The 20,714-nt window shown below is 68.1% G+C and carries 19 protein-coding genes and 1 pseudogene; 12 read left to right on the forward strand and 8 right to left on the reverse strand.

Going from position 1 to position 20,714, the window contains the following annotated elements; genetic code table 11:
* Positions 1-59: 59 nt before the first annotated feature.
* Positions 60-299 (reverse strand): hypothetical protein, encoded by a 240-nt coding sequence (locus tag AB4851_RS24135; protein WP_414452011.1) that lies wholly within the window; start codon positions 297-299, stop codon positions 60-62.
* On the opposite strand from AB4851_RS24135, the gene ilvD reads away from it, so the two are divergent.
* Together ilvD and AB4851_RS24145 are read left to right on the forward strand one after the other, a co-directional pair.
* Complete coding sequence (gene ilvD / locus AB4851_RS24140) at positions 190-2,049, forward strand: dihydroxy-acid dehydratase (protein WP_414445510.1); 1,860 nt, start codon at positions 190-192, stop codon at positions 2,047-2,049. The two genes, AB4851_RS24135 and ilvD, sit on opposite strands and share 110 nt — an antisense overlap.
* A gap of 232 nt (positions 2,050-2,281) precedes the next feature.
* Positions 2,282-3,824: pseudogene (locus AB4851_RS24145) on the forward strand (methyl-accepting chemotaxis protein).
* 144 nt (positions 3,825-3,968) lie between these two features.
* On the opposite strand, the gene AB4851_RS24150 reads toward AB4851_RS24145, so the two are convergent.
* From AB4851_RS24150 to AB4851_RS24170, 5 genes are all read right to left on the reverse strand, one after another.
* The gene (locus tag AB4851_RS24150) at positions 3,969-4,748 is read right to left on the reverse strand and encodes a peptidylprolyl isomerase (protein WP_414445509.1); all 780 of its coding nucleotides are present in this window, start codon (positions 4,746-4,748) and stop codon (positions 3,969-3,971) included.
* A 22-nt stretch (positions 4,749-4,770) separates the two neighbouring features.
* Positions 4,771-5,079: a BolA family protein gene (locus tag AB4851_RS24155; protein ID WP_414445508.1), complete on the reverse strand. Its 309-nt coding sequence runs from the start codon at positions 5,077-5,079 to the stop codon at positions 4,771-4,773.
* 2 nt (positions 5,080-5,081) lie between these two features.
* Complete coding sequence (locus AB4851_RS24160; RefSeq protein ID WP_414445507.1) at positions 5,082-5,615, reverse strand: septation protein A; 534 nt, start codon at positions 5,613-5,615, stop codon at positions 5,082-5,084.
* 158 nt (positions 5,616-5,773) lie between these two features.
* Entirely contained in the window at positions 5,774-6,202 is a 429-nt protein-coding gene (gene msrB, locus AB4851_RS24165; protein ID WP_414451739.1) for a peptide-methionine (R)-S-oxide reductase MsrB, read from the reverse strand.
* Positions 6,203-6,239: 37 nt separating this feature from the next.
* Positions 6,240-7,805 carry a protein adenylyltransferase SelO gene (locus tag AB4851_RS24170; RefSeq protein ID WP_414451740.1) on the reverse strand — a complete coding sequence of 522 codons (1,566 nt, stop codon included), beginning with the start codon at positions 7,803-7,805 and terminating at the stop codon, positions 6,240-6,242.
* Between the two features lie 105 nt (positions 7,806-7,910).
* Here AB4851_RS24170 and AB4851_RS24175 point away from each other — a divergent pair, with 105 nt between their 5' ends.
* The 8 genes from AB4851_RS24175 (at position 7,911) to AB4851_RS24210 (ending at position 16,970) form a co-directional block, all read left to right on the forward strand.
* A complete protein-coding gene (locus AB4851_RS24175) occupies positions 7,911-9,611 on the forward strand; it encodes a 3-(methylthio)propionyl-CoA ligase (protein ID WP_414451741.1) in 1,701 nt (566 codons plus the stop codon).
* A gap of 252 nt (positions 9,612-9,863) precedes the next feature.
* Positions 9,864-11,948 carry a 3-hydroxyacyl-CoA dehydrogenase NAD-binding domain-containing protein gene (locus tag AB4851_RS24180; protein ID WP_414451742.1) on the forward strand — a complete coding sequence of 695 codons (2,085 nt, stop codon included), beginning with the start codon at positions 9,864-9,866 and terminating at the stop codon, positions 11,946-11,948.
* An 11-nt stretch (positions 11,949-11,959) separates the two neighbouring features.
* Positions 11,960-12,586 (forward strand): bifunctional nicotinamidase/pyrazinamidase, encoded by a 627-nt coding sequence (pncA, locus tag AB4851_RS24185; RefSeq protein WP_414451743.1) that lies wholly within the window; start codon positions 11,960-11,962, stop codon positions 12,584-12,586.
* A gap of 76 nt (positions 12,587-12,662) precedes the next feature.
* Entirely contained in the window at positions 12,663-13,841 is a 1,179-nt protein-coding gene (locus tag AB4851_RS24190; protein ID WP_414451744.1) for an acetyl-CoA C-acyltransferase, read from the forward strand.
* A 154-nt stretch (positions 13,842-13,995) separates the two neighbouring features.
* Positions 13,996-14,313, forward strand: a complete 318-nt coding sequence (locus tag AB4851_RS24195) for a Dabb family protein (protein ID WP_414445500.1) — start codon at positions 13,996-13,998, stop codon at positions 14,311-14,313.
* Positions 14,314-14,318: 5 nt separating this feature from the next.
* Positions 14,319-14,801, forward strand: coding sequence for a PaaI family thioesterase (locus AB4851_RS24200; protein WP_414445499.1), 483 nt, complete (start codon positions 14,319-14,321; stop codon positions 14,799-14,801).
* A gap of 124 nt (positions 14,802-14,925) precedes the next feature.
* Complete coding sequence (locus AB4851_RS24205; protein WP_414451745.1) at positions 14,926-15,924, forward strand: NADP-dependent oxidoreductase; 999 nt, start codon at positions 14,926-14,928, stop codon at positions 15,922-15,924.
* 80 nt (positions 15,925-16,004) lie between these two features.
* Positions 16,005-16,970 carry an alpha/beta hydrolase fold domain-containing protein gene (locus AB4851_RS24210; protein WP_414451746.1) on the forward strand — a complete coding sequence of 322 codons (966 nt, stop codon included), beginning with the start codon at positions 16,005-16,007 and terminating at the stop codon, positions 16,968-16,970.
* Positions 16,971-17,005: 35 nt separating this feature from the next.
* On the opposite strand, the gene AB4851_RS24215 is transcribed toward AB4851_RS24210, so the two are convergent.
* Positions 17,006-17,857, reverse strand: a complete 852-nt coding sequence (locus AB4851_RS24215; protein ID WP_414451747.1) for an NRDE family protein — start codon at positions 17,855-17,857, stop codon at positions 17,006-17,008.
* A gap of 88 nt (positions 17,858-17,945) precedes the next feature.
* Positions 17,946-18,986: a YgfZ/GcvT domain-containing protein gene (locus AB4851_RS24220; protein WP_414451748.1), complete on the reverse strand. Its 1,041-nt coding sequence runs from the start codon at positions 18,984-18,986 to the stop codon at positions 17,946-17,948.
* Positions 18,987-19,064: 78 nt separating this feature from the next.
* On the opposite strand from AB4851_RS24220, the gene mltG reads away from it, so the two are divergent.
* Both mltG and tmk read left to right on the forward strand, forming a co-directional pair.
* Positions 19,065-20,081: an endolytic transglycosylase MltG gene (gene mltG, locus AB4851_RS24225; RefSeq protein ID WP_414451749.1), complete on the forward strand. Its 1,017-nt coding sequence runs from the start codon at positions 19,065-19,067 to the stop codon at positions 20,079-20,081.
* A gap of 1 nt (position 20,082) precedes the next feature.
* Positions 20,083-20,703, forward strand: coding sequence for a dTMP kinase (gene tmk / locus AB4851_RS24230; RefSeq protein WP_414451750.1), 621 nt, complete (start codon positions 20,083-20,085; stop codon positions 20,701-20,703).
* Positions 20,704-20,714: the final 11 nt, after the last annotated feature.

Raw genomic sequence — 20,714 nt, forward strand, 5'->3', positions numbered from 1 at the left:
CCGCCTGAAAGCGCACCGCCGTATCGCGCGCAAGCCTGCGCACGGTGCGGCATAATCGTTCAGGTTTGCATCGGCGGGCGCTCAAAAGGCGCCTGTTGTGGTGCGCAGCGGTGCGTCGCGGCGAGCCCAAAGGCCTCATTCGCCACGACCCCCGTTTTCCCGGTCACTTTCTGTTTCGCTACCACAACAATGCCCGCATACCGTTCCAAAACATCCACCGCCGGCCGCAACATGGCAGGCGCGCGCTCGCTCTGGCGCGCCACCGGCATGAAGGACGAAGATTTCTCGAAGCCGATCATCGCGGTCGTCAATTCGTTCACGCAATTCGTGCCCGGCCACGTCCACCTGAAGGACCTCGGCCAACTGGTCGCGCGTGAAATCGAAGCCGCCGGCGGCGTCGCCAAGGAATTCAACACCATCGCCGTCGACGACGGCATCGCGATGGGCCACGACGGCATGCTGTATTCGCTGCCGAGCCGCGAGATCATTGCCGACTCGGTCGAGTACATGGTCAACGCGCACTGCGCCGACGCGATGGTCTGCATCTCGAACTGCGACAAGATCACCCCCGGCATGCTGATGGCCGCGATGCGCCTGAACATCCCGGTGATCTTCGTGTCGGGCGGCCCGATGGAAGCCGGCAAGGCCAAGCTGGCCGTGCCCGGCACCAACACCATTCAGATCAAGAAGCTCGACCTGATCGACGCCATGGTGATGGCCGCCGACAGCAAGGTCAGCGACGAGGACGTGGCCGAAGTCGAACGCTCGGCCTGCCCGACCTGCGGTTCGTGCTCGGGCATGTTCACGGCCAACTCGATGAACTGCCTGACCGAGGCGCTGGGCCTGTCGCTGCCGGGCAACGGCACGGTGGTCGCCACGCACGCCGATCGCGAACAACTGTTCAAGCGCGCCGGCAGCCGCATCGTCGAACTGGCCCGCCAGTACTACGAGCAGGAAGACGAGAACGTGCTGCCGCGCTCGGTCGGCTTCAAGGCGTTCGAGAACGCCATGACGCTCGACATCGCGATGGGCGGTTCGACCAACACGATTCTTCACGTGCTGGCGATCGCGCAGGAAGCCGAGATCGATTTCTCGATGGCCGACATCGATCGCCTGTCGCGCGTCGTGCCGCAGCTGTGCAAGGTTGCGCCGAACACCAACAAGTACCACATCGAGGATGTGCATCGCGCCGGCGGCATCATGGCGATCCTCGGCGAGCTCGAACGCGCCGGCAAGCTGCACACCGACGTGCCGACCGTGCACGCTCCGACGCTCGGCGCGGCCCTCAAGCAGTGGGATATCGTGCTGACCGACGACGCGGCCGTGAAGAAGTTCTACATGGCCGGCCCGGGCGGGATTCCCACCCAGGTGGCGTTCAGCCAGGACGCGCGCTGGCCGAGCCTCGATCTCGACCGCGCCGAAGGCTGCATCCGCTCGTATGAGCACGCGTTCAGCAAGGAAGGCGGCCTGGCCGTGCTGACCGGCAATATCGCGCTGAACGGCTGCGTCGTGAAGACGGCCGGCGTGGACGAATCGATCCTGGTGTTCGAAGGCCCGGCGCATGTGGTCGAGTCGCAGGACGAAGCGGTCGAGAACATCCTTGCCGACCAGGTCAAGGCCGGCGACGTGGTGGTGGTGCGCTACGAAGGCCCGAAGGGCGGCCCGGGCATGCAGGAAATGCTCTACCCGACCAGCTACATCAAGTCGAAGGGCCTGGGCAAGGCGTGCGCGCTGCTGACCGATGGCCGGTTCTCGGGCGGCACGTCGGGCCTGTCGATCGGTCACTGCTCGCCGGAAGCGGCAGCGGGTGGCGCGATCGGCCTGGTGCGCAACGGCGACCGCATTCGCATCGACATCCCGAACCGCACGATCGACGTGCTGGTCAGCGATGAAGAACTGGCGAAGCGTCGCGCCGAGCAGGACGCGAAGGGCTGGAAGCCGGCGCTGCCGCGTCCGCGCAAGGTGTCGGCGGCGCTGAAGGCGTACGCGAAGCTGGTGATGTCGGCGGACAAGGGCGCGGTGCGGGATCTGTCGCAGCTTGAGGATTGAGCTTCTTCTGCCGATTGCGTCGCCGCAGTTGAGAAACGCCACCCTCCGGGGTGGCGTTTTGCTTTGAAGTCAGGCCCCAAGCTTTCGGCGACATGAACGAGTCATGTCGTCTCAGTAAGGTATTGATTTGTCAGAGTTATGCCTCGGTTTTCGCCCCTTCAAAGCGGCGGCTTCAGGCCGTTAACAGAGGCTTCGCATGCTCCATGCGACAGTACCTTTCAAAAGATCCTCAATGAAGCTCAGTCGTAAGATTCCTCTCGCGTTTTCCCTTTCTCTGACGTTGATGGCCGCCGGCGCCTTTTACGGCATCCACACGCTCAACGACGCCATCGATACCTATCGCACCAGCGTGCAGGACGCCGCCGCGAACGAGCGCATGGTGTCCGCGACGCTCGTGGCGTTCAAGCTTCAGGTGCAGGAGTGGAAGGACACGCTGCTGCGCGGCAAGGACCCGGACAAGCTCGACCGTTACTGGAGCGCGTTCCGGAAACGCGAAGCCGCCGTTGCCGATTCGGCGGCCAGGCTCGAGGCGAAGTTGCCCGACGGCGAGGCGCGCACGCTCGTCACGCAGTTTGCGGCAGCGCATGCCGAGATGGGCAAGGGCTACCGGAAGGGCTTCGAGGCGTTCAAGGCGGCCGGCGAAGATCCGGCCGCAGGCGACGCGGTGGTGGCCGGCGTGGATCGCGCGCCGTCGACGCTGCTCGACCAGGCCGCGCAATTGATCGCCGCCGACAACGCCCGCATCGCGGCCGACGCGGCCACCGAAGCGCAGCGCGCTACTGTCGTCAGCGCTGGTGATCGCAGCGCTCGTGTTCGTGTTGGGGCTGGCGGGCGGGATCGTATTCGGCCGGGCCGTGACGCGGCCGCTGCATCGCGCCGTGGCGTTCGCGCGCGACGTGGCGGATGGCGACCTGTCGACGGACCTGCACGCGCACGGCGACGACGAAACGGCCGAGCTGCTGGCCGCGCTCGCGCAGATGCAGGCCAGCCTCGCACGCGTGGTCAGCGACGTGCGCCACAACGCCGTCGGCGTGGCTGCCGCGAGTGCGCAGATCGCGGCCGGCAACCTGAACCTGTCGCAGCGCACCGAGGAGCAGGCCGCGTCGCTCGAACAGACGGCCGCGAGCATGGAGCAACTGACGGCGACCGTGAAGACCAGCGCCGAGAACGCGCGGCAGGCGTCCGAGCTGGCCGGTGCCGCCGCGCAGACGGCCACGCAAGGCGGCGCGGTGATGCGCGACGTGATCGGCACGATGCAGTCGATTGCGGACAGCTCGAACAAGGTCGTCGAGATCATCGGCATGATCGACGGCATCGCGTTCCAGACCAACATCCTGGCGCTGAATGCCGCCGTGGAAGCGGCGCGCGCGGGCGAGCAGGGGCGCGGCTTCGCGGTGGTGGCGGGCGAAGTACGCACGCTGGCGCAGCGTTCGGCCGCGGCGGCGCGCGAGATCAAGACGCTGATCGCGCAATCCACCGAGCGCGTGGCGGCCGGCTCGTCGCAAGTGGCCAGCGCGGGCGAGATCATCGACCGGATCATCGGTTCGGTGCAGCGCGTGACGGATATCGTCGGCGAGATATCGGGCGCGGCCGGCGAGCAATCGACCGGGATCGCGCAGGTGAATCTGGCGGTGACGCAGCTCGACGAGGTGACGCAGCAGAATGCGGCGCTGGTGGAGCAGGCGTCGGCGGCGGCGCATGCGCTGGCGGATCAGGCGCAAGGGTTGAGGGAAGCGGTGGCGGCGTTCCGGTTGCGGGAAGCGATGGCGGTTTGAGGCAAGGCAGGCGGGCGCGCCGATTTTTCGCCGGCTGGTGTGTTCGGCGCGTAGCGGCATTCGATCGCCGCCCCATGAAAAATGCCGCCCCGAGGGCGGCATCCAGATTCACCGCGAGGCCGGCATCGCGCCGGCCATCGTGCGTTACTGAATCTTCGCTTGCGCGCGCAGCTTCTCTTCGAACGCCTGCAGCTTCTGCTGCACGATCTGCTGCGCCAGTTGCGCCTTGACCTGTTCGAACGGCGGCGGGGCGATCGCGCGGATATCGTCGACGCGGATGATGTGCCAGCCGAACTGCGTCTTGACCGGCGTATCGGTCATTTGGCCCTTCTGCAGGTGCTGGGCCGCGTTGGCGAATTCCGGCACGAACGACTTCGGGTCCGCCCAATCCAGATCGCCGCCGTTCTTCGCGGAACCCGGGTCCTTCGAGAACTGCTTGGCCAGATCCTCGAAGTTCGCGCCGCCCTTGATCTTCGCGATCAGATCCTTGGCCTGCTGCTCGTTGTCGACCAGGATGTGATGCAGGTGGTATTCGCTGCCGGCCGCGCTCTTGGCCAGTTGGTCGTACTGCGCCTTGACCTCGGCGTCGCTCGGCTTGTTCTGCTTGACGAAATTCTCGATCAGCGCGCGCAGCACCACGGTTTGCTGGGCGATCGCCACTTGCTGCTTCACGTCGGGCTGGTTCGGCACGCCTTCCTTCAGCGCTTCCTGCATGAGGATTTCTCGATTGACCAGCTCCTGGCTCACCATCTTGCGCAGCTGGTCGGAATCCTGCTGACCTTGCTGGACAAGTTGCGCGACCATCGCGTCGACGCGCGCTTTCGGGATCGGCGAGCCGTTCACGACGGCAACGTTTTGAGCAAAAGCCGGTGCGGCGACAAAGGCGGCCGCCGCAACCCACAGGCGGGGAGATTTCAGGATCATCGGGAACAATTCCTAGTGAGACTTAATGTGAGGAGACGTTGAACTCATCGGGCGCGTAGGCCACGATCGCGAGCGCGTGAATGCCGCGCTGCATCGCATCAGCGAGCGCATCATACACCAGCCGATGTCGCGCCACGCGCGACTTGCCGGCGAACGCGGCAGCCACGATCGTGACCGTATAGTGCCCGCCGGCTGCGGCACCCGCGTGACCGGCGTGCTGCGCGCTGTCGTCGCTGATCTGCAGCGATTCGGGGGCGAGGGCGGCGGTGAGCCGGGCCTCGATTTGCGCGATGCGCCCGTCGGGCGTCGCGTCGAGAAATGCGTCGGACATCGTCATTCGTCTTCTTTAAGGTATTTCGCGAGCCACAGGCTCTGCAGGATGATGAACACGAACATCGCGCCGGTGGTGCCGAACAGCTTGAAGTTGACCCACTGCGACGGCGTGTAGTGATCGACCACGTAGAGGTTCGCCACGCCGAGCACGGCGAAGAACAGCCCCCACGCGATGTTGAGCTTGTCCCAGATCGGATGCGGCAGCGTCAGTTGCTTGCCCATCATCTTCTCGATCAGGTTGCGGCCGAACAGGTAGCGCGCGCCGATCAGGATCACGGCGAACAGCCAGTACAGCACGGTGGGCTTCCACTGGATGAACTTCTCGTTGTGCAGCACGAGCGTGGCGCCGCCGAACACGACGATCACGCCGAGGCTGACCCACAGCATCGTGTCGACCTTCTTGTGACGGTAGGCCGACCAGGCGACCTGCAACAGCGTCGCGACGATGGCCACGGCCGTCGCGGTGAAAATGCCCCAGACCTTGAAGGCAACGAAAAACAGGATGATCGGAAACAGATCGAACAGGAATTTCATGGTGATCGGGGCTGGGTGACGCGCCGGGCGCCGGATGGCCGGGCTGCGCCACCGTTATGGGGCTGCGCCGCGCCAGGCCATCGCGATGGCGGCCCGTGCGGCGGGTTTCGCCGGCAGGCAAACGTAACGCGCCGCGGAAGGCGGCGTGCTGCGTTGCATCAATTGCCGGCGTCAGGCTCGAAGTTTAACGCAGCCGAATTGATGCAGTAGCGCAGGCCGGTCTTGTCGCGCGGGCCGTCCTCGAACACGTGACCCAGGTGCGCGCCGCAATGATTGCAACGCACCTCCACGCGGACCATGCCGTGGGTGCGGTCGGTCTTCTCCTCGATCACCTCGCCGTTGAGCGGCTTGAAGTAGCTGGGCCAGCCGCAGCCGGAATGGAACTTCGCGCCCGATTCGAACAGCGGCGTGTCGCAAACCACGCAGTGATAGATGCCGGCATCCTCGACATCGGTGTATTCGCCGGTGAACGCCCGCTCGGTGGCGGCGTGCTGCGTCACTTCGTACTGCATCGGCGTGAGGCGCTCGCGCAGGTCGGCGTCGTCCTTCTGGTACGGGTAGTCGCGGTCGTGGTGATCGTGGGACATGGTGGTGTTTCTCCAGGGGATGCGGGGCGCGGCGGCGTCAGGACGAACAGCTCACTTCGAGCGAGGTCGCCCAGTCCGGCGGCAGCGCGGCGTAGGCCTCGTGCTCGGGCTGCTCGTCGAACGGGCGGCGCAGAATCTTTGCGAGCCGCTCGACTTCGGAATAGTCCTTCTCGGCGGCGCGACGGATCGCCGTTTCGGCGAGATGGTTGCGCAGCACGTATTTCGGATTGACGCGATTCATCGCGGCGGCGCGTTCGGCGTCGTCGCGCGTTTCGGCGGCCAGGCGCGCGCGGTATTGCTCGGCCCAGCCGTCGAACGCTGCGCGGTCGATGAACAGGTCGCGCACCGGCGCATCGTTCGACGCGTCGTGCTTCGAGAGCTGCGCGAGGCGGCGGAACGTCAGCGTGAAATCGGCGCGGCTGCCGTTCATGATTTCGAGCAACTGGTTGGCCAGCGCAGCGTCGCCTTCCAGTTCGAGCGCGAGGCCGAGCTTGGCGCGCATCGCGCGTTCGAGTGCCGGGCCGAAGGTTTCGGGGAAGCGCGACAGCACGGCCTGCGCGTCTTCCACGGCGCGTTCGGTGCGCGGGTCGTCGTCGAGATCGGTGCGTTGCTGGCCGATCAGCGGCAGCAGCGCCTGCGCGAGGCAGAAGCAGTTCCAGTGCGAAATGCGCGGCTGCATGCGGTATGCGTAGCGGCCCTGCTGATCGGTGTGATTGCAGATGTGGTTCGCGTCGAAGCCGTCGACGAAGCCGAACGGGCCGTAATCGAGCGTCAGGCCGAGGATCGACATGTTGTCGGTGTTCATCACGCCGTGGCAGAAGCCCACCGCCTGCCATTGCGCGACCATCGCCGCCGTGCGCTGCATCACGGCGTCGAGCAACGCGAGGTACGGGTCCTCGGTGTCGCGGCAGGCCGGGTAGAAGCGGTCGATGACCTGATCGGCCAGTTGCTTGAGCAGATCGGGCCGGTCGTTCGAGAACCAATGCTCGAAATGGCCGAAGCGCACGAAGCTCTCGGCCACGCGCGTGACCACGGCGGCCGTTTCGACGGTTTCGCGGATCACGGTTTGATCCGAGCCGGTCACGGCCAGCGCGCGCGTGGTGGGGATGCCGAGGTGGTGCATCGCTTCCGAGCACAGGAACTCGCGGATCGATGAGCGCAGCACGGCGCGACCGTCGCCCATCCGCGAATACGGGGTGCGGCCCGCGCCCTTGAGCTGCAACTCGAAGCGGCGGCCGTCATGCTCGATCTCGCCCACCGTCAGCGCGCGGCCGTCGCCGAGCTGGCCGGCCCACACGCCGAACTGGTGCCCGGAATAGACGGTGGCGTACGGCATCGCCTCGGCGGGCCAGTCGCGGGTGGGATTGCCGCTGAACAGCGCGGCGAAGCCCGGCAGGTCGCGGATCGCGGGGTCGAGGCCGAGTTCGCGCGCCACCTCGCTCGAGAAGCCCACCACGTAGGGCTCGGGCAGCGGCGCGGCGGGCAGGCGCGTCAGGAACGCGGGGCCGAGCGAGAGGAACGCGTCGTCGCGCGGGGCGGCGAGCGAGGCGGCGAGATCGGGGAGAGTGGCAGCCAAATGGGGTTCGCTTCTGGATAACGACAAGTTGAACGGCACGGCACAAGCCGATATTGTAATTCCGCGCCGCGCGGGCCGCTTGCGGCGAGGGAGACACCTGTCGAAGTCGGATCCAACCGGGAGAGCTGGACGATGAGCATGACGCAGAACCCGCCCTTGCTGGGCCAGATGATGGACATTCCGCTGCTGGTGTCGTCGCTGATCGCGCACGCCGCGCGTCATATGGGCGACGCCGAGATCGTTTCGCGGCGCGTCGAGGGTGATATCCACCGTTACACCTATCGCGACTGCGAGCGGCGCGCCAGGCAGTTGGCGCAGGCGCTGCTGCGGGCCGGCGTGGCGCCCGGCGAGCGGGTTGGCACGCTGGCCTGGAACGGCTATCGCCATCTGGAGGCCTATTACGGCATCAGCGGGATGGGCGCCGTCTGCCATACGATCAATCCGCGCCTGTTTCCCGAGCAACTCGTCTATATCGTCAATCACGCCGACGATCAATTTGTGCTGTTCGACATCAGCTTCGCGCCGCTCGTGGAGCGGCTCGCACCGCTTTGCCCGAACGTGCGCGGCTGGATCGCGATGACCGACGAGGCGCATTTGCCGCAAACATCGGTTGCGCTGCTCGCGTACGAAACGCTTCTGGCCGCCGAGGATGGCCGCTACGACTGGCCGCTGCTCGACGAGCGCCAGGCGTCCTCGCTCTGCTACACGTCGGGCACCACCGGCCATCCGAAGGGCGCGCTCTATTCGCACCGCTCGACGGTGCTGCACGCCTATGCCGCCGCGCTGCCCGACGCGATGGGGCTGTCGGCGCTCGATGCGGTGCTGCCGGTCGTGCCGATGTTCCACGTCAACGCCTGGGGCCTGCCGTACGCGGTGCCGCTGACCGGCGCCAAGCTCGTGCTGCCGGGCAAGGATCTCGACGGCAAGTCGCTCTACGAACTGATGGAACGCGAGCGCGTGACCTGTTCGGCCGGCGTGCCGACGGTCTGGCTCGGCCTGCTGAACCATTTGCGGGAAACCGGCGCGCGCTTCACGACCATGGCGCGCACCGTGATCGGCGGCTCGGCCTGCCCGCCGGCCATGCTGCGCGCGTTCGAGGACGATTACGGCGTGCAGGTGATCCACGCGTGGGGCATGACGGAGATGTCGCCGCTCGGCACGCTGGCGCGGCTGACCTGGGCGCAATCGCAGCGCGACCAGGCCGCGCGCCGCCATTCGCTCGAAAAGCAGGGGCGCGTGATCTATGGCGTGGACATGCGGATCGTCGGCGACGACGGCCAGCCGCTGCCGTGGGACGGCGTGGCGTTCGGCGAATTGCAGGTGCGCGGGCCGTGGGTCATCGAGCAGTATTTCGGCGCGGACGGCGCTGCCTCGCCGCTCGTCGACGGCTGGTTTCCGACCGGCGACGTGGCGACCATCGACCCCGACGGCTTCCTGCACATCACCGACCGCAGCAAGGACGTGATCAAGTCGGGCGGCGAATGGATCAGCTCGATCGACCTGGAGAACGTGGCGGTGGCGCACCCGGCCGTGGCCGAGGCGGCCTGCATCGCCTGCGCGCATCCGAAATGGACCGAGCGGCCGTTGCTGGTGGTGGTGCCGCGCGCCGGCATGACGGTCACGCGCGACGAGCTGATCCGCTTTTACGACGGCAAGGTCGCGAAATGGTGGGTGCCCGACGACGTGGTGTTCGTCGATGCGCTGCCGCATACGGCCACCGGCAAGCTGCAGAAGCTGAAGCTGCGCGAGATGTTTCGCGATCACGTGCTGCCCGGCGTCGACGCGATCGATTGCCCGATGGAGCCGCTGCCGGTGCGTCCGGCGCAGTCCTGAACGGGCGCGGGCGGGCGGTAGGGCTGGCCGGCCGCCGCCCGGCTTTGCGTTCCCACCCTGGTTGGCGTGCCTGCTCGCGCCCGTATTCCAGGTTGCGCCCCCCGGCTTATCTCTCAATTGAACGATCGTGCTTTTCTGGGTATGCTGCTCCGGTTTGCTCGCGTGCGGCGGTGCCGCCGTGCGCGCACAATGACCGTCAACGCTGACGACGCGCCGCCGCAACGGCCCGCGTAACCGCATGGAGGCAGGCAGATGGCAGTGGATTACACGACTCGCGACGGCGTCGCCGTCCTTACGCTCAACAATCCGCCCGTCAACGGGCTCGGCTATTCGACGCGCGCCGGCTTGATGGCGGGCCTCGACCGCGCGCTGGCCGATCCGGCCGTCAAGGCGATCGTGCTGACCGGCGCGGGGCGCGCATTCTCGGGCGGCGCCGACATCACCGAATTCAACACACCTAGGGCGCTCCAGGAACCGAACCTGCACACCACCATCGCGGCTGTCGAGGCCAGCGCCAAGCCGGTGGTGGCCGCCGTGCACAGCGTGGTGATGGGCGGCGGGCTGGAGCTGGCGCTCGGCGCGCATTACCGGATCGCCGCGCCCGGCACCCAGGTGGCGCTGCCCGAGGTCAAGATCGGCCTGTTGCCCGGCGCGGGCGGCACGCAGCGGCTGCCGCGCGCGGTGGGCCTCGAAACGGCGCTGAACATGATCGTGTCGGGCGCGCCGGTGCCGTCCGAACAACTGGCTCAAAGCGGCCTGTTCGACGAACTGGCCGAGGGCGACCTGCTCGATGCGGCCGTGGCGCTCGCACAGCGCGTCGGCGCGCTGCCCGGCCCGCATCCGCGCGTGCGCGACCGCACGATCGAGCATCCGAACGCGGCCGGCTTCATCCAGTTCGCGCGCAACAGCGCGAAGGCCGCCGCGCCGAACTACCCGGCGCCGCACAAGTGCATCGACGCGATCGAATCGGGCGTGCTGCATGGCTTCGATCGAGGCCTGATCGACGAGCGCGAGGGCTTCGTCGCGCTGGTGCAGACGCCCGAAAGCCGCGCGTTGCGTCACGCGTTCTTCGGCGAGCGCGCCGCGAGCAAGATTCCGGATGTGCCGGCCGATACGCCCGTGCGCGAGATCCGCCGGGTCGGCGTGATCGGCGCGGGCACGATGGGCGGCGGCATCACCATGAATTTCCTGAACGCGGGGCTGCCCGTCACGCTGCTCGAAACGCAGCAGGACGCGCTCGATCGCGGGCTGGCGACGATCCGCAAGAACTACGAGGCGCAGGTCAGGAAGGGCAAGCTCAGCGAGGCGAAGCTCGAAGCGCGCATGGCGCTGATCGCGCCGACGCTCGCCTATGACGACCTGAAGGACGCCGACCTGATCGTCGAGGCCGTGTTCGAGGAACTGGGTGTGAAGGAGCAGGTGTTCCGTCAACTCGACGCGGTGGCCAAGCCCGGCGCGATCCTGGCCTCGAACACCTCGACGCTCGACGTAAACAGGATTGCCGCGTTCACGCAGCGTCCGCAGGACGTGGTCGGCCTGCACTTCTTCAGCCCGGCCAACGTCATGAAGCTGCTCGAAGTGGTGCGCGGCGCGCAAACCGCCAAGGACGTGCTGGCCACCGTCATGCAGGTCGCCAAGAAGATCCGCAAGACGGCCGTGGTGTCGGGCGTGTGCGATGGCTTCATCGGCAACCGCATGATCGAGCAGTACATCCGCCAGGCGCTGTTCATGCTGGAGGAAGGCGCGTTGCCCGCGCAGGTCGATCGCGCGATCGAGGCGTTCGGCTTCGCGATGGGGCCGTTCCGCATGAGCGACCTGGCCGGCAACGATATCGGCTGGGCGATCCGCAAGCGCCGCTACGTCGAGCAGCCCGATCTGCACTATTCGAAGATCGCCGACCGGCTGTGCGAGCAGGGCCGTTTCGGCCAGAAGACCGGCGCGGGCTGGTACGACTACCAACCGGGCGAGCGGCGCGCGAAACCGTCGAAGCTGGTCGACGAACTCGTGCTGGCGTATTCGAAGCAAGCCGGCGTCGAGCGCCGCGCGATCCCCGACGACGAGATCGTCGAGCGGCTCGTGTATGCGCTCGTCAACGAGGGCGCGAAGATTCTCGAGGAAGGCATCGCCTCGAAGGCGTCCGACATCGACATGGTCTATCTGACCGGCTATGGCTTCCCGCTCTGGCGCGGTGGCCCGATGCTGTACGCCGACACGGTCGGCCTCTACAACGTCGAGCGCGCGATGCGCCGCTACGCGGCCGGCGCGAACGGCGACGCGTGGCAACCGGCGTTGTCCATTGCGGCGCTGGCCGCGAGCGGCAAGGGCTTCAACGGTTGAGGAGCGAAGCGATGATGCGAACCGACGACGTGCTGCTCGTGATCGACGTGCAGAACGATTTCATGCCGGGCGGCGCGCTGGCCGTGACCGACGGCGATGCCGTGGTGCCGGTCGTCAACCGGCTCGCCCGGCGTTTCGATCAGGTGGTGATCACGCAGGATTGGCACCCGCGCGCGCATGTGTCGTTCGCGGCCAACCACCCGGGGCGCGAGCCGTTCTCGATGCTCGCGCTGCCGTACGGCGAGCAGGTGCTGTGGCCCGTGCACTGCGTGCAGGACACGCCGGGCGCGGCACTGCATCGCGATCTCGACGTGCCGCAGGCGCGGCTCGTGATCCGCAAGGGGCTGGATGCCGCCGTCGACAGCTATTCGGCGTTCGTCGAAGCCGATCGCGCGACGCCGACCGGGCTGGCCGGCTATCTGCGCGCGCTCGGCGCGAAGCGCGTGTGGTGCTGCGGCCTCGCGACCGATTACTGCGTGGCGTGGTCGGCGCTCGACGCGCGCGCGGCCGGCTTCGAGGCCGCCGTGATCGAGGACGCGTGCCGCGCCATCGACCTGAACGGCTCGCTCGAGCGCGCCTGGCGCGAACTCGACGCCGCCGGCGTGGCGCGCGTGCAGTCGGAGGCGGTGCGCGTCTGAGCGCGCTTTCACATAGCCCGACGCCAATTCAACGCAGCGTCATCGCGCTGCAAGCCATTCCTACCCGGAGACAGGCATGACCGAAGCCGTAATCGTATCCACCGCCCGCACCGCGCTGGCCAAATCGTGGCGCGGCGCGCTCAACATGACGCACGGCGCGACGCTCGGCGGCCATGTGGTGGCCGCCGCCGTCGAACGCGCGAAGCTCGATCCCGCGCGCGTCGAGGACGTGCTGATGGGCTGCGCGAACCCCGAAGGCGCGACCGGCGCCAACATCGCGCGCCAGATCGCGCTGCGCGCCGGCTTGCCGGTATCGGTGCCGGGCATGACCGTCAACCGCTTCTGTTCGTCGGGATTGCAGACCATCGCACTGGCCGCGCAACGCGTGATCGCGGGCGAAGGCGAGGTGTTCGTGGCGGGCGGCGTGGAATCGATCTCGTGCGTGCAGAACGAGATGAACCACCACATGCTCCAGGAAGGCTGGCTGCGCGAGCACAAGCCCGAGATCTACTGGAACATGCTGCAGACGGCCGAGAACGTCGCCAAGCGCTACGGCATCGCCAAGGCGCGGCAGGACGAATACGGCGTGCAGTCGCAACTGCGCGCGGCGGCCGCACGCGAGGCCGGGCGCTTCGATGCCGAGATCGTGCCGATCACGGTGCTGGCGGGCGTTGCCGACAAGGCCACCGGCCGGCTGTTCACGCGCGAGGTGACGCTGTCGGCCGACGAAGGCATCCGCGCCGACACCACGCTCGACGGCGTCGCGAAGATCCGCTCGGCTGTGCCCGGCGGCGTGATCACGGCCGGCAACGCGAGCCAGTTCTCGGACGGCGCGTCGGCCTGCGTGGTGATGGACGCCAAGCTGGCCGAGCGCGAGGGGCTGACGCCGCTCGGCATCTTCCGCGGCTTCGCGGTGGCCGGCTGCGAGCCCGACGAAATGGGCATCGGCCCGGTGTACGCGGTGCCGAAGCTGCTCAAGAAGGCGGGCCTGAAGGTTTCCGACATCGATCTGTGGGAGCTGAACGAGGCGTTCGCGGTGCAGGTGCTGTATTGCCAGGACACGCTCGGCATCCCGGCCGACCGGCTCAACGTGAACGGCGGCGCGATCGCGGTCGGCCATCCGTACGGCGTGTCGGGCGCGCGGCTGACCGGCCACGCGCTGATCGAGGGCAAGCGGCGCGGCGCGAAGTACGTGGTGGTGACGATGTGCATCGGCGGCGGGCAGGGCGCGGCCGGGCTGTTCGAGATCGCCTGAGGCGGCGCGCGATCCTGACGAAAGCCTTTCCGGGCGGCGCGGGCGGTCGCATGCCGGCCGTTCGCGCCGCCCGCAAGTTTGGTAGGCTTCGGGTCTGGATGGCCGGCGCATGCCGGCTTCGGTTCACCCTCGACTCGTCAAGCAAGAAGGCACCATGATTCGTCACATCGTGATGTGGAAACTGAAGGAATCGGCAAACGGCGCCACGCGCGCCGAGAACAGCGTCACGCTCAAGCAGAAGCTCGAAGCCTGCCGCGGCATCGTGCCGGGCCTGCTCTACCTGGATGTCGGCCTCGCCACCGATGGCCTCGAAGCCACCTACGACGTGGTGCTGGTGTCCGAATTCACCGACAAGGCGTCGCTCGACGCCTACGCCGTTCACCCAGTTCACGAGGAAGTGAAGAAGTTCGTCGGCCTGGTGCGCGAATCGCGCGAGTGCATGGATTACCTCGTCGACCACGCGGCGCGGTGAGCGGCATGAGCACCACCGGCACTCCACGGCAAACGCCGCTCTCGATCGAAAGCCCGTTCGTCGACGCGCTCGGCGTGAAGCTCGTCACGGCCAAGGACGGCGCGAGCGAGATCATGCTGCCGCTGGCCGAGCAGCACATGAACACCTGGAGCATCGCGCACGGCGGCGTGACCATGACGCTGGCCGACGTGGCGCTGGCGATGGCCGCGCGCAGCCTGACCGACGACGGCGTGGGCGTGGTCACGGTGGAAATGAAGGTCAACTTCATGCAGCCGGGGCGCGGCGAGTTGCGCGCCTACGGCCGCGTGATGCACCGCTCGACCACCATGGCCTATTGCGAGGGCGAGGTGCGCGACAGCGAAGGCAACTTCGTCGCCAAGGCGGTGGGCACGTTCAAGTACATGAAACGGCTGGCGGTGGGCCGCGACATCGCCCGGCAGCGCTCGCGCACCGATCCGGGCGCGAAACCGGGGCCGAGCGACGCCTGAGCGCCCCCGCATTCCCACGGCCCCGCCCGCAACGGCGGGGCCGCTTCGTTTGGCGCGACGCCCGGCGCGCCAGACATGCTTCAAGACGCATCTACGCATCACGATCGACGACCAGGAGACAGCGATGACAGACATCAATCGGCAGGTATGGCTCGTATCCCGTCCCGACGGCGCAGCCCGCCTCGACAATTTCAAGCTGGTGGAAACGCCGCTCGCGCCGCTTGACGACGGCGAGCTGCGCGTGCGCAATCATTTCCTGTCGCTCGATCCGTACATGCGCGGCCGGATGAGCACGGCGAAATCGTATGCGGCGCCGCAGGCACTCGATACCGTGATGATCGGCGAGACGGCCGGCGAGGTGGTCGAATCGCGTCATGCGGGCTTTGCCGTCGGCGATCGCGTGACCGGCATGTTCGGCTGGCAGACGCACGGCACCTCGAACGGCGCCGGGCTGCGCAAGATCGGCGCGAGCGGCGTGCCGCTGTCGGCCTATCTCGGCGTGATCGGCATGCCGGGCGTGACGGCCTGGTACGGATTGAACCGCATCATCGAGCCGAAGCGCGGCGAGACGGTGGTGGTCAGCGCGGCGAGCGGGGCGGTGGGCAGCGTGGTCGGGCAATTGGCCAAGCGCGCCGGCTGCCGCGTGATCGGCATTGCCGGCGGCGAAACCAAGTGCCGCTTCGTGGTGGAGACGCTCGGCTTCGACGCCTGCGTCGACTACAAGGCCGGGCGCATCGCCGAGGATCTGGCCGCGGCCGCGCCGGACGGCATCGATGGCTGCTTCGAGAACGTCGGCGGCCCGGGCCTCGACGCGACGCTCGCGCTGATGAACGCGTTCGGCCGGATCGCCGTATGCGGCATGATCGCGGGCTACGACGGCCAGCCCGCGCCGATCACGCAGGCCACCGCGATCCTGCGCGCACGGCTGCGCGTGCAGGGCTTCATCGTCACCGAGCAGCTCGATTCGTGGCCGCAGGCGCTGGGCGAACTCGAGGCGCTGGTGGCGAACGGCGAGCTGCATTACCGCGAGACGATCGCGCAGGGCATCGAGCGCGCGCCCGAGGCGTTTCTCGGCATGCTGAAGGGCCACAACTTCGGCAAGCAACTGGTCGCGCTGACCTGACTTGGGCGGTGTGCGCCTGCCGTGAATCGGGTTGACCCGGTTCGCGGCGCACACCGCCGCGTTCCCGACTTTTCCCGCCCATGCCGTTGAATCCCGACATCGCCCGCGTGCTCGACATGATCGAGCGCACCCGGCAACCGTCCTACGCGTCGCAGACGCCGCAAGCCGTGCGCGCCGCTTATGCGCGCAGCGCGCCGATCCTCGATCTCGCGCCCGCGCCCGCGCCGATGGCCTCGGTGGAAGACCTGAGCGTGCCGACGCGCGACGGCGCAACGATCCGCGCGCGGCTCTATCTGCCGATCGAACCGAGCCTGGCCGAACCGCTGCCGGCGCTCGTCTATTTCCACGGTGGCGGCTTCACGATCGGCAGCGTCGACACGCACGACGCGCTGTGCCGGATGTTCGCGCGCGACGCGCAGTGCGCGGTGCTGTCGGTCGATTACCGGCTCGCGCCCGAGGCGACGTTCCCGACCGCCCATGACGATGCCGACGACGCGTTCGCGTGGCTGCACCGGCACGCCGGCGAATTCGGCCTCGACGCGGCGCGGCTCGCGGTGGGCGGCGACAGCGCGGGCGGCACGCTGGCCGCGGCGGTCGCGGTGCTGGCGCGCGATCGCGGCCTGCAGCCACGGCTGCAATTGCTGATCTATCCGGGGTTGACCGCCTTCCAGCAGACGGCCTCGCATGCGCGGCTCGCGCATGGCTATCTGCTGACGGCCGAAACGATCCAGTGGTTTTTCTCGCAGTACGTGCCGAACCGCGCCGATCGCGAGGATTGGCGCTTCGCGCCGCTCGACGGCATGCGCGGCGCGCCGTCGTTCGCGGGCCTGGCGCCGGCCTGGATCGCGGTGGCCGAATACGATCCGCTCTGCGACGAGGGCGAGGCCTATGCGGACAAGCTGCGCGCGGCCGGCAACGCCGTCGCGCTGGTGCGCTACGACGGCATGATCCACGAGTTCTTCAAGATGGGCGGCTTCGTGCCGGCGGTGCGGCAAGCGCATGCCGATGCGGCGCAGGCGCTGCGCGCGGCGTTCGAGGCCGATTAGGAGGCCTCGAACGCGAACCGCGCCAGCCGGGCGGGTCAGCGTGGCGCCGCGCCGCCCAGATCGACGTCGAAGCTCGCCGCGCGCTCGAACGCGCCGGGGCGCACGATGCGGTGCGAGCCGTCGTCGTCGTTGCGTTCCTTGATCTCGACCGTGAGCCGCGAACGTTCCTTCATCGTCACGCGCAGCGCGGTGGTGCCGCGTGTGCCGTATTCGGGCGTTTCGATGAAGGCGGCCGACAGTGCGCGCTCGCGGGCGAGCGGAATGCCGGTGTGCGGCAGCGCGTCGTCGTCGGCGGTGCGCGTGTCGCGCATGATGTCGATCAGCGTGTCGAGCGACGGCATGGCGTCGTCGGTCAGCAGCGTGCCCAGTTCGCTGCGCTTGTGGACCAGCTTCGGCCACGGCGTATCGAGCCGCGCGTTCGACAGGCCGTGCACGCCCGGGCCGAGCAGCAGCGGCGGGTCGAGCGGCGTATCGGGTTCGGCCGGCCGGTTGCAGTACCAGGCCAGTTCGCGGCGGCGGCAGTCGCCCACCAGTAGGTTGAAGCCGTTGTAGAGCGCGGCGGTGCCGGCAAGATGGGCGAGGTAGTCGAGCGGCGCGACGTTGCGGCCGCCGAGGAAATCGGACACCAGCTTGCCGCGCGTGGGCGCGCCGGCGCGGATGTCGAACGGGGCGCGATAGTTGGTTAGCGCGGCGAAGCGGCCATCGCGCGACACGCCGAGCCAGGTGCCGCCGCCTTCGAGGTCGCGGCCGGCCAGCACGCCCGGCACATCCTCCCACCAGGCGATCGGCGCGCTCGTGCGCCGGAAGAATTCGTCACGGTTGGCGGTGAGCGTCAGCACCGGGCCATCGTCGGCCTCGGGCTGCCAGTCGAATACGATCAGGCACATCGGGTGAGTCCCTCGCTGGGATCGGGGTGCGCGGCCCGGGCAGGCGCGACGGGGCGCGCCAAGCCGCGCGCCACGATAGCACGCGCGCTCAGACTTCGGTGGGCAATGCGTAGGGCAGCGGCAGGAAGCGCAGCGCCGGGCCGTCGGCCGCGCCGAGATGGACCGAGCCGCCTTCCTGCGCGGCCAGCTTGATCTCGACCAGGGCATCGATGCCGCCCTCGGGCGACGCGGCCGCGTTGACGATCATCCCGCACGGCTGGCCCGGATCCTCGCTGTGGAACAGCTCGGTGCCGGGGCGGGCCGTGTTGGGCTCGACCTCGGCGTGCACCAGCGCCGTGCGGCGCTTGATCGTGCCGCGATACTGGCTGCGCGCGACGATTTCCTGGCCCGGATAGCAGCCCTTGCGGAAATTGACGGCGCCGATCACGTCGTAGTTGACCATTTGCGGCACGAACTGCTCGACCACCGGCTGCGTGATGCGGGGCTCGGCCGCGCGAATTTCGAGCCAATCCCACACGGCCGGCGAGACGCGCGCGAGCTTGCCGTCGAGCGCGGGCGCCGCCGCGTCGAACTGCTCGCGGGTGGCGATCCACAGGTAGCGCGGGCGATCGGCCGCGTCGGGCAGGCGCATCAGCGTGCCGGCCGGGCCGTCGAGCTTGGTGTGAACGCCGTCGGGCAGCGCCTCGAACAGCCCCGACAGCGCCTCGCGCACGTCGCCGGCAAAGCCGGTGGCGACCAGCTCGGCCGCGTCGCCGAGCTTGGCCTTGGCGCGCAGCACGAACATCGAGAGCCGCTTCTGGACGGCGGGCTGAATATCCTTCGAGACCAGCAGGCGCACGCCATTGGCGCTGCGCCAGGTGGTGAACGACGCCAGCAGCCGGCCTTTCGGCGAGCAGTAGCCGGCCAACCGGACGCTGGCCGCGTCGAGGTGTTCGACATCGTTGGTGAGTTGGCTGTGCAGGAAAGTCGCGGCATCGTCGCCGGCGACATCGATGATGCCGAACTGCGGCAGCGCCGCGTAGGCGCCGCCCGTGCGCACCGCCTCGAATTCGGCGGCGGCGGGACGGGGCAGGTCGGGGAGGCTGGGGGCAGCCGCAGCGGGCGCCCCGTTCGTGATCGGTAGGTTCATGGAACTGGGGAGCAGTCAATCCTGACTTTGGCAGAGACAAGCAAGTATTATATTGACCTTCACCGAACCCCGTTGCCGATGTCCTTATTCTCAAAATGCGCCGCGCTCGCGGCGGCGGCCGTCGTCGTGGCCGCTGCACTGGCGGGCGGCGGTTATTATCTGGCGATCCAGCCCCTCGTTTTGCCGGCCCCGACCATCGATGTCACGATCAAGCCCCGCAGCAGCGTCAAGAGCGTCGCGCAGCAGCTCGTGCATGGCGGCGTGCCGCTGCAGCCGCAGTTGTTCACGCTGATGACGCGCGTGCTCGGCCTGTCGAGCCGCCTCAAATCGGGCAATTACGAATTCAATACCGGCTTGACGTCGTACGACGTCTTGCAGAAGCTCGCGCGCGGCGACGTCAACGAATACGTGGCGACCGTGATCGAGGGCTGGACCTTCAAGCGCATGCGTGCCGAGCTCGACACCAATCCGGCCCTCGTGCACACCACGCTCGGCCTGAGCGACACGGAAGTGCTGCGCGCGATCGGCGCGACGCCGGCCGAGATCAACCGCGGCAGCGGCGAGGGCCTGTTCTTTCCCGATACCTATCTGTTCGACAAGGGCACCAGTGATATCAACGTCTACCGGCGCGCCTACCACCTGATGCAGACGCGCATCGACGAGGCGTGGCGCATGCGAGCACCGGGCCTGCCGTATCGCTCGCCCTATGAAATGCTGACGGTGGCGTCGATCGTCGAAAAGGAAACCGGCCACGCGGCCGACCGCTCCCTGGTGGCGGCGGTGTTCGCGAACCGGCTGAAGATCGGCATGCCGCTGCAGACCGACCCGAGCGTGATCTACGGCCTGGGCGACGCCTACGACGGCCACCTGCGCCGACGGGATCTGCAAATGGACACTCCTTACAATACCTACACGCGCCGCGGCCTGCCGCCGACGCCGATCGCGCTTCCGGGCGTGGCGGCGCTGCAGGCCGCCGTGAACCCGGCCGCCACCGCGGCGCTCTATTTCGTCGCGAAGGGCGACGGCACGAGCGTCTTCTCGGATACGCTCGGCGATCACAACAAGGCCGTGGACAAATACATTCGAGGTCAATGAGATGGCGCGTGGAAAATTCATCACGTTCGAGGGGATCGACGGCGCGGGCAAGACCACGCACCTCGCCTGGTTCTGCGAGCAATTGCGCGCGCGGGGCGCGAGCGCTGGCCGGCAGGTCGTGCAAACGCGCGAGCCGGGCGGCACCACGCTCGGCGAGGCGCTGCGCACGGTGTTGCTGGAGCAACCGATGGACCTGGAAACCGAGGCGCTGCTGATGTTCGCGAGCCGCCGCGAGCATCTGGCGCGCGTGATCGAGCCGGCGCTCGCGCGGGGCGACTGGGTGGTGTCCGATCGCTTCTCCGACGCCACGTTCGCCTACCAGGGCGGCGGGCGCGGGCTGCCGCGCGACAAGCTGGAAGCGCTCGAACGTTGGGTGCAGGGCGGTTTTCAGCCCGATCTGACGCTGCTGTTCGACGTGCCGCCCGATATCGCCAGCGAGCGGCGCGGCGCGGCGCGCGCGCCCGACAAGTTCGAGGCGGAAAGCGATGCCTTCTTCCTGCGCACGCGCGCCGAATATCTGCGCCGTGCCGAGGAAGCGCCGTACCGCTTCGTCATCGTCGACGCCACGCAGTCGATCGCGCAGATCCAGCGGCAGCTCGACGCCGTGCTGGCCGCGCTTTGAGCAGGGGGCCG

Origin of the sequence: Burkholderia sp. 22PA0099, assembly GCF_047497165.1 — a bacterium.
GTDB lineage: Bacteria > Pseudomonadota > Gammaproteobacteria > Burkholderiales > Burkholderiaceae > Burkholderia.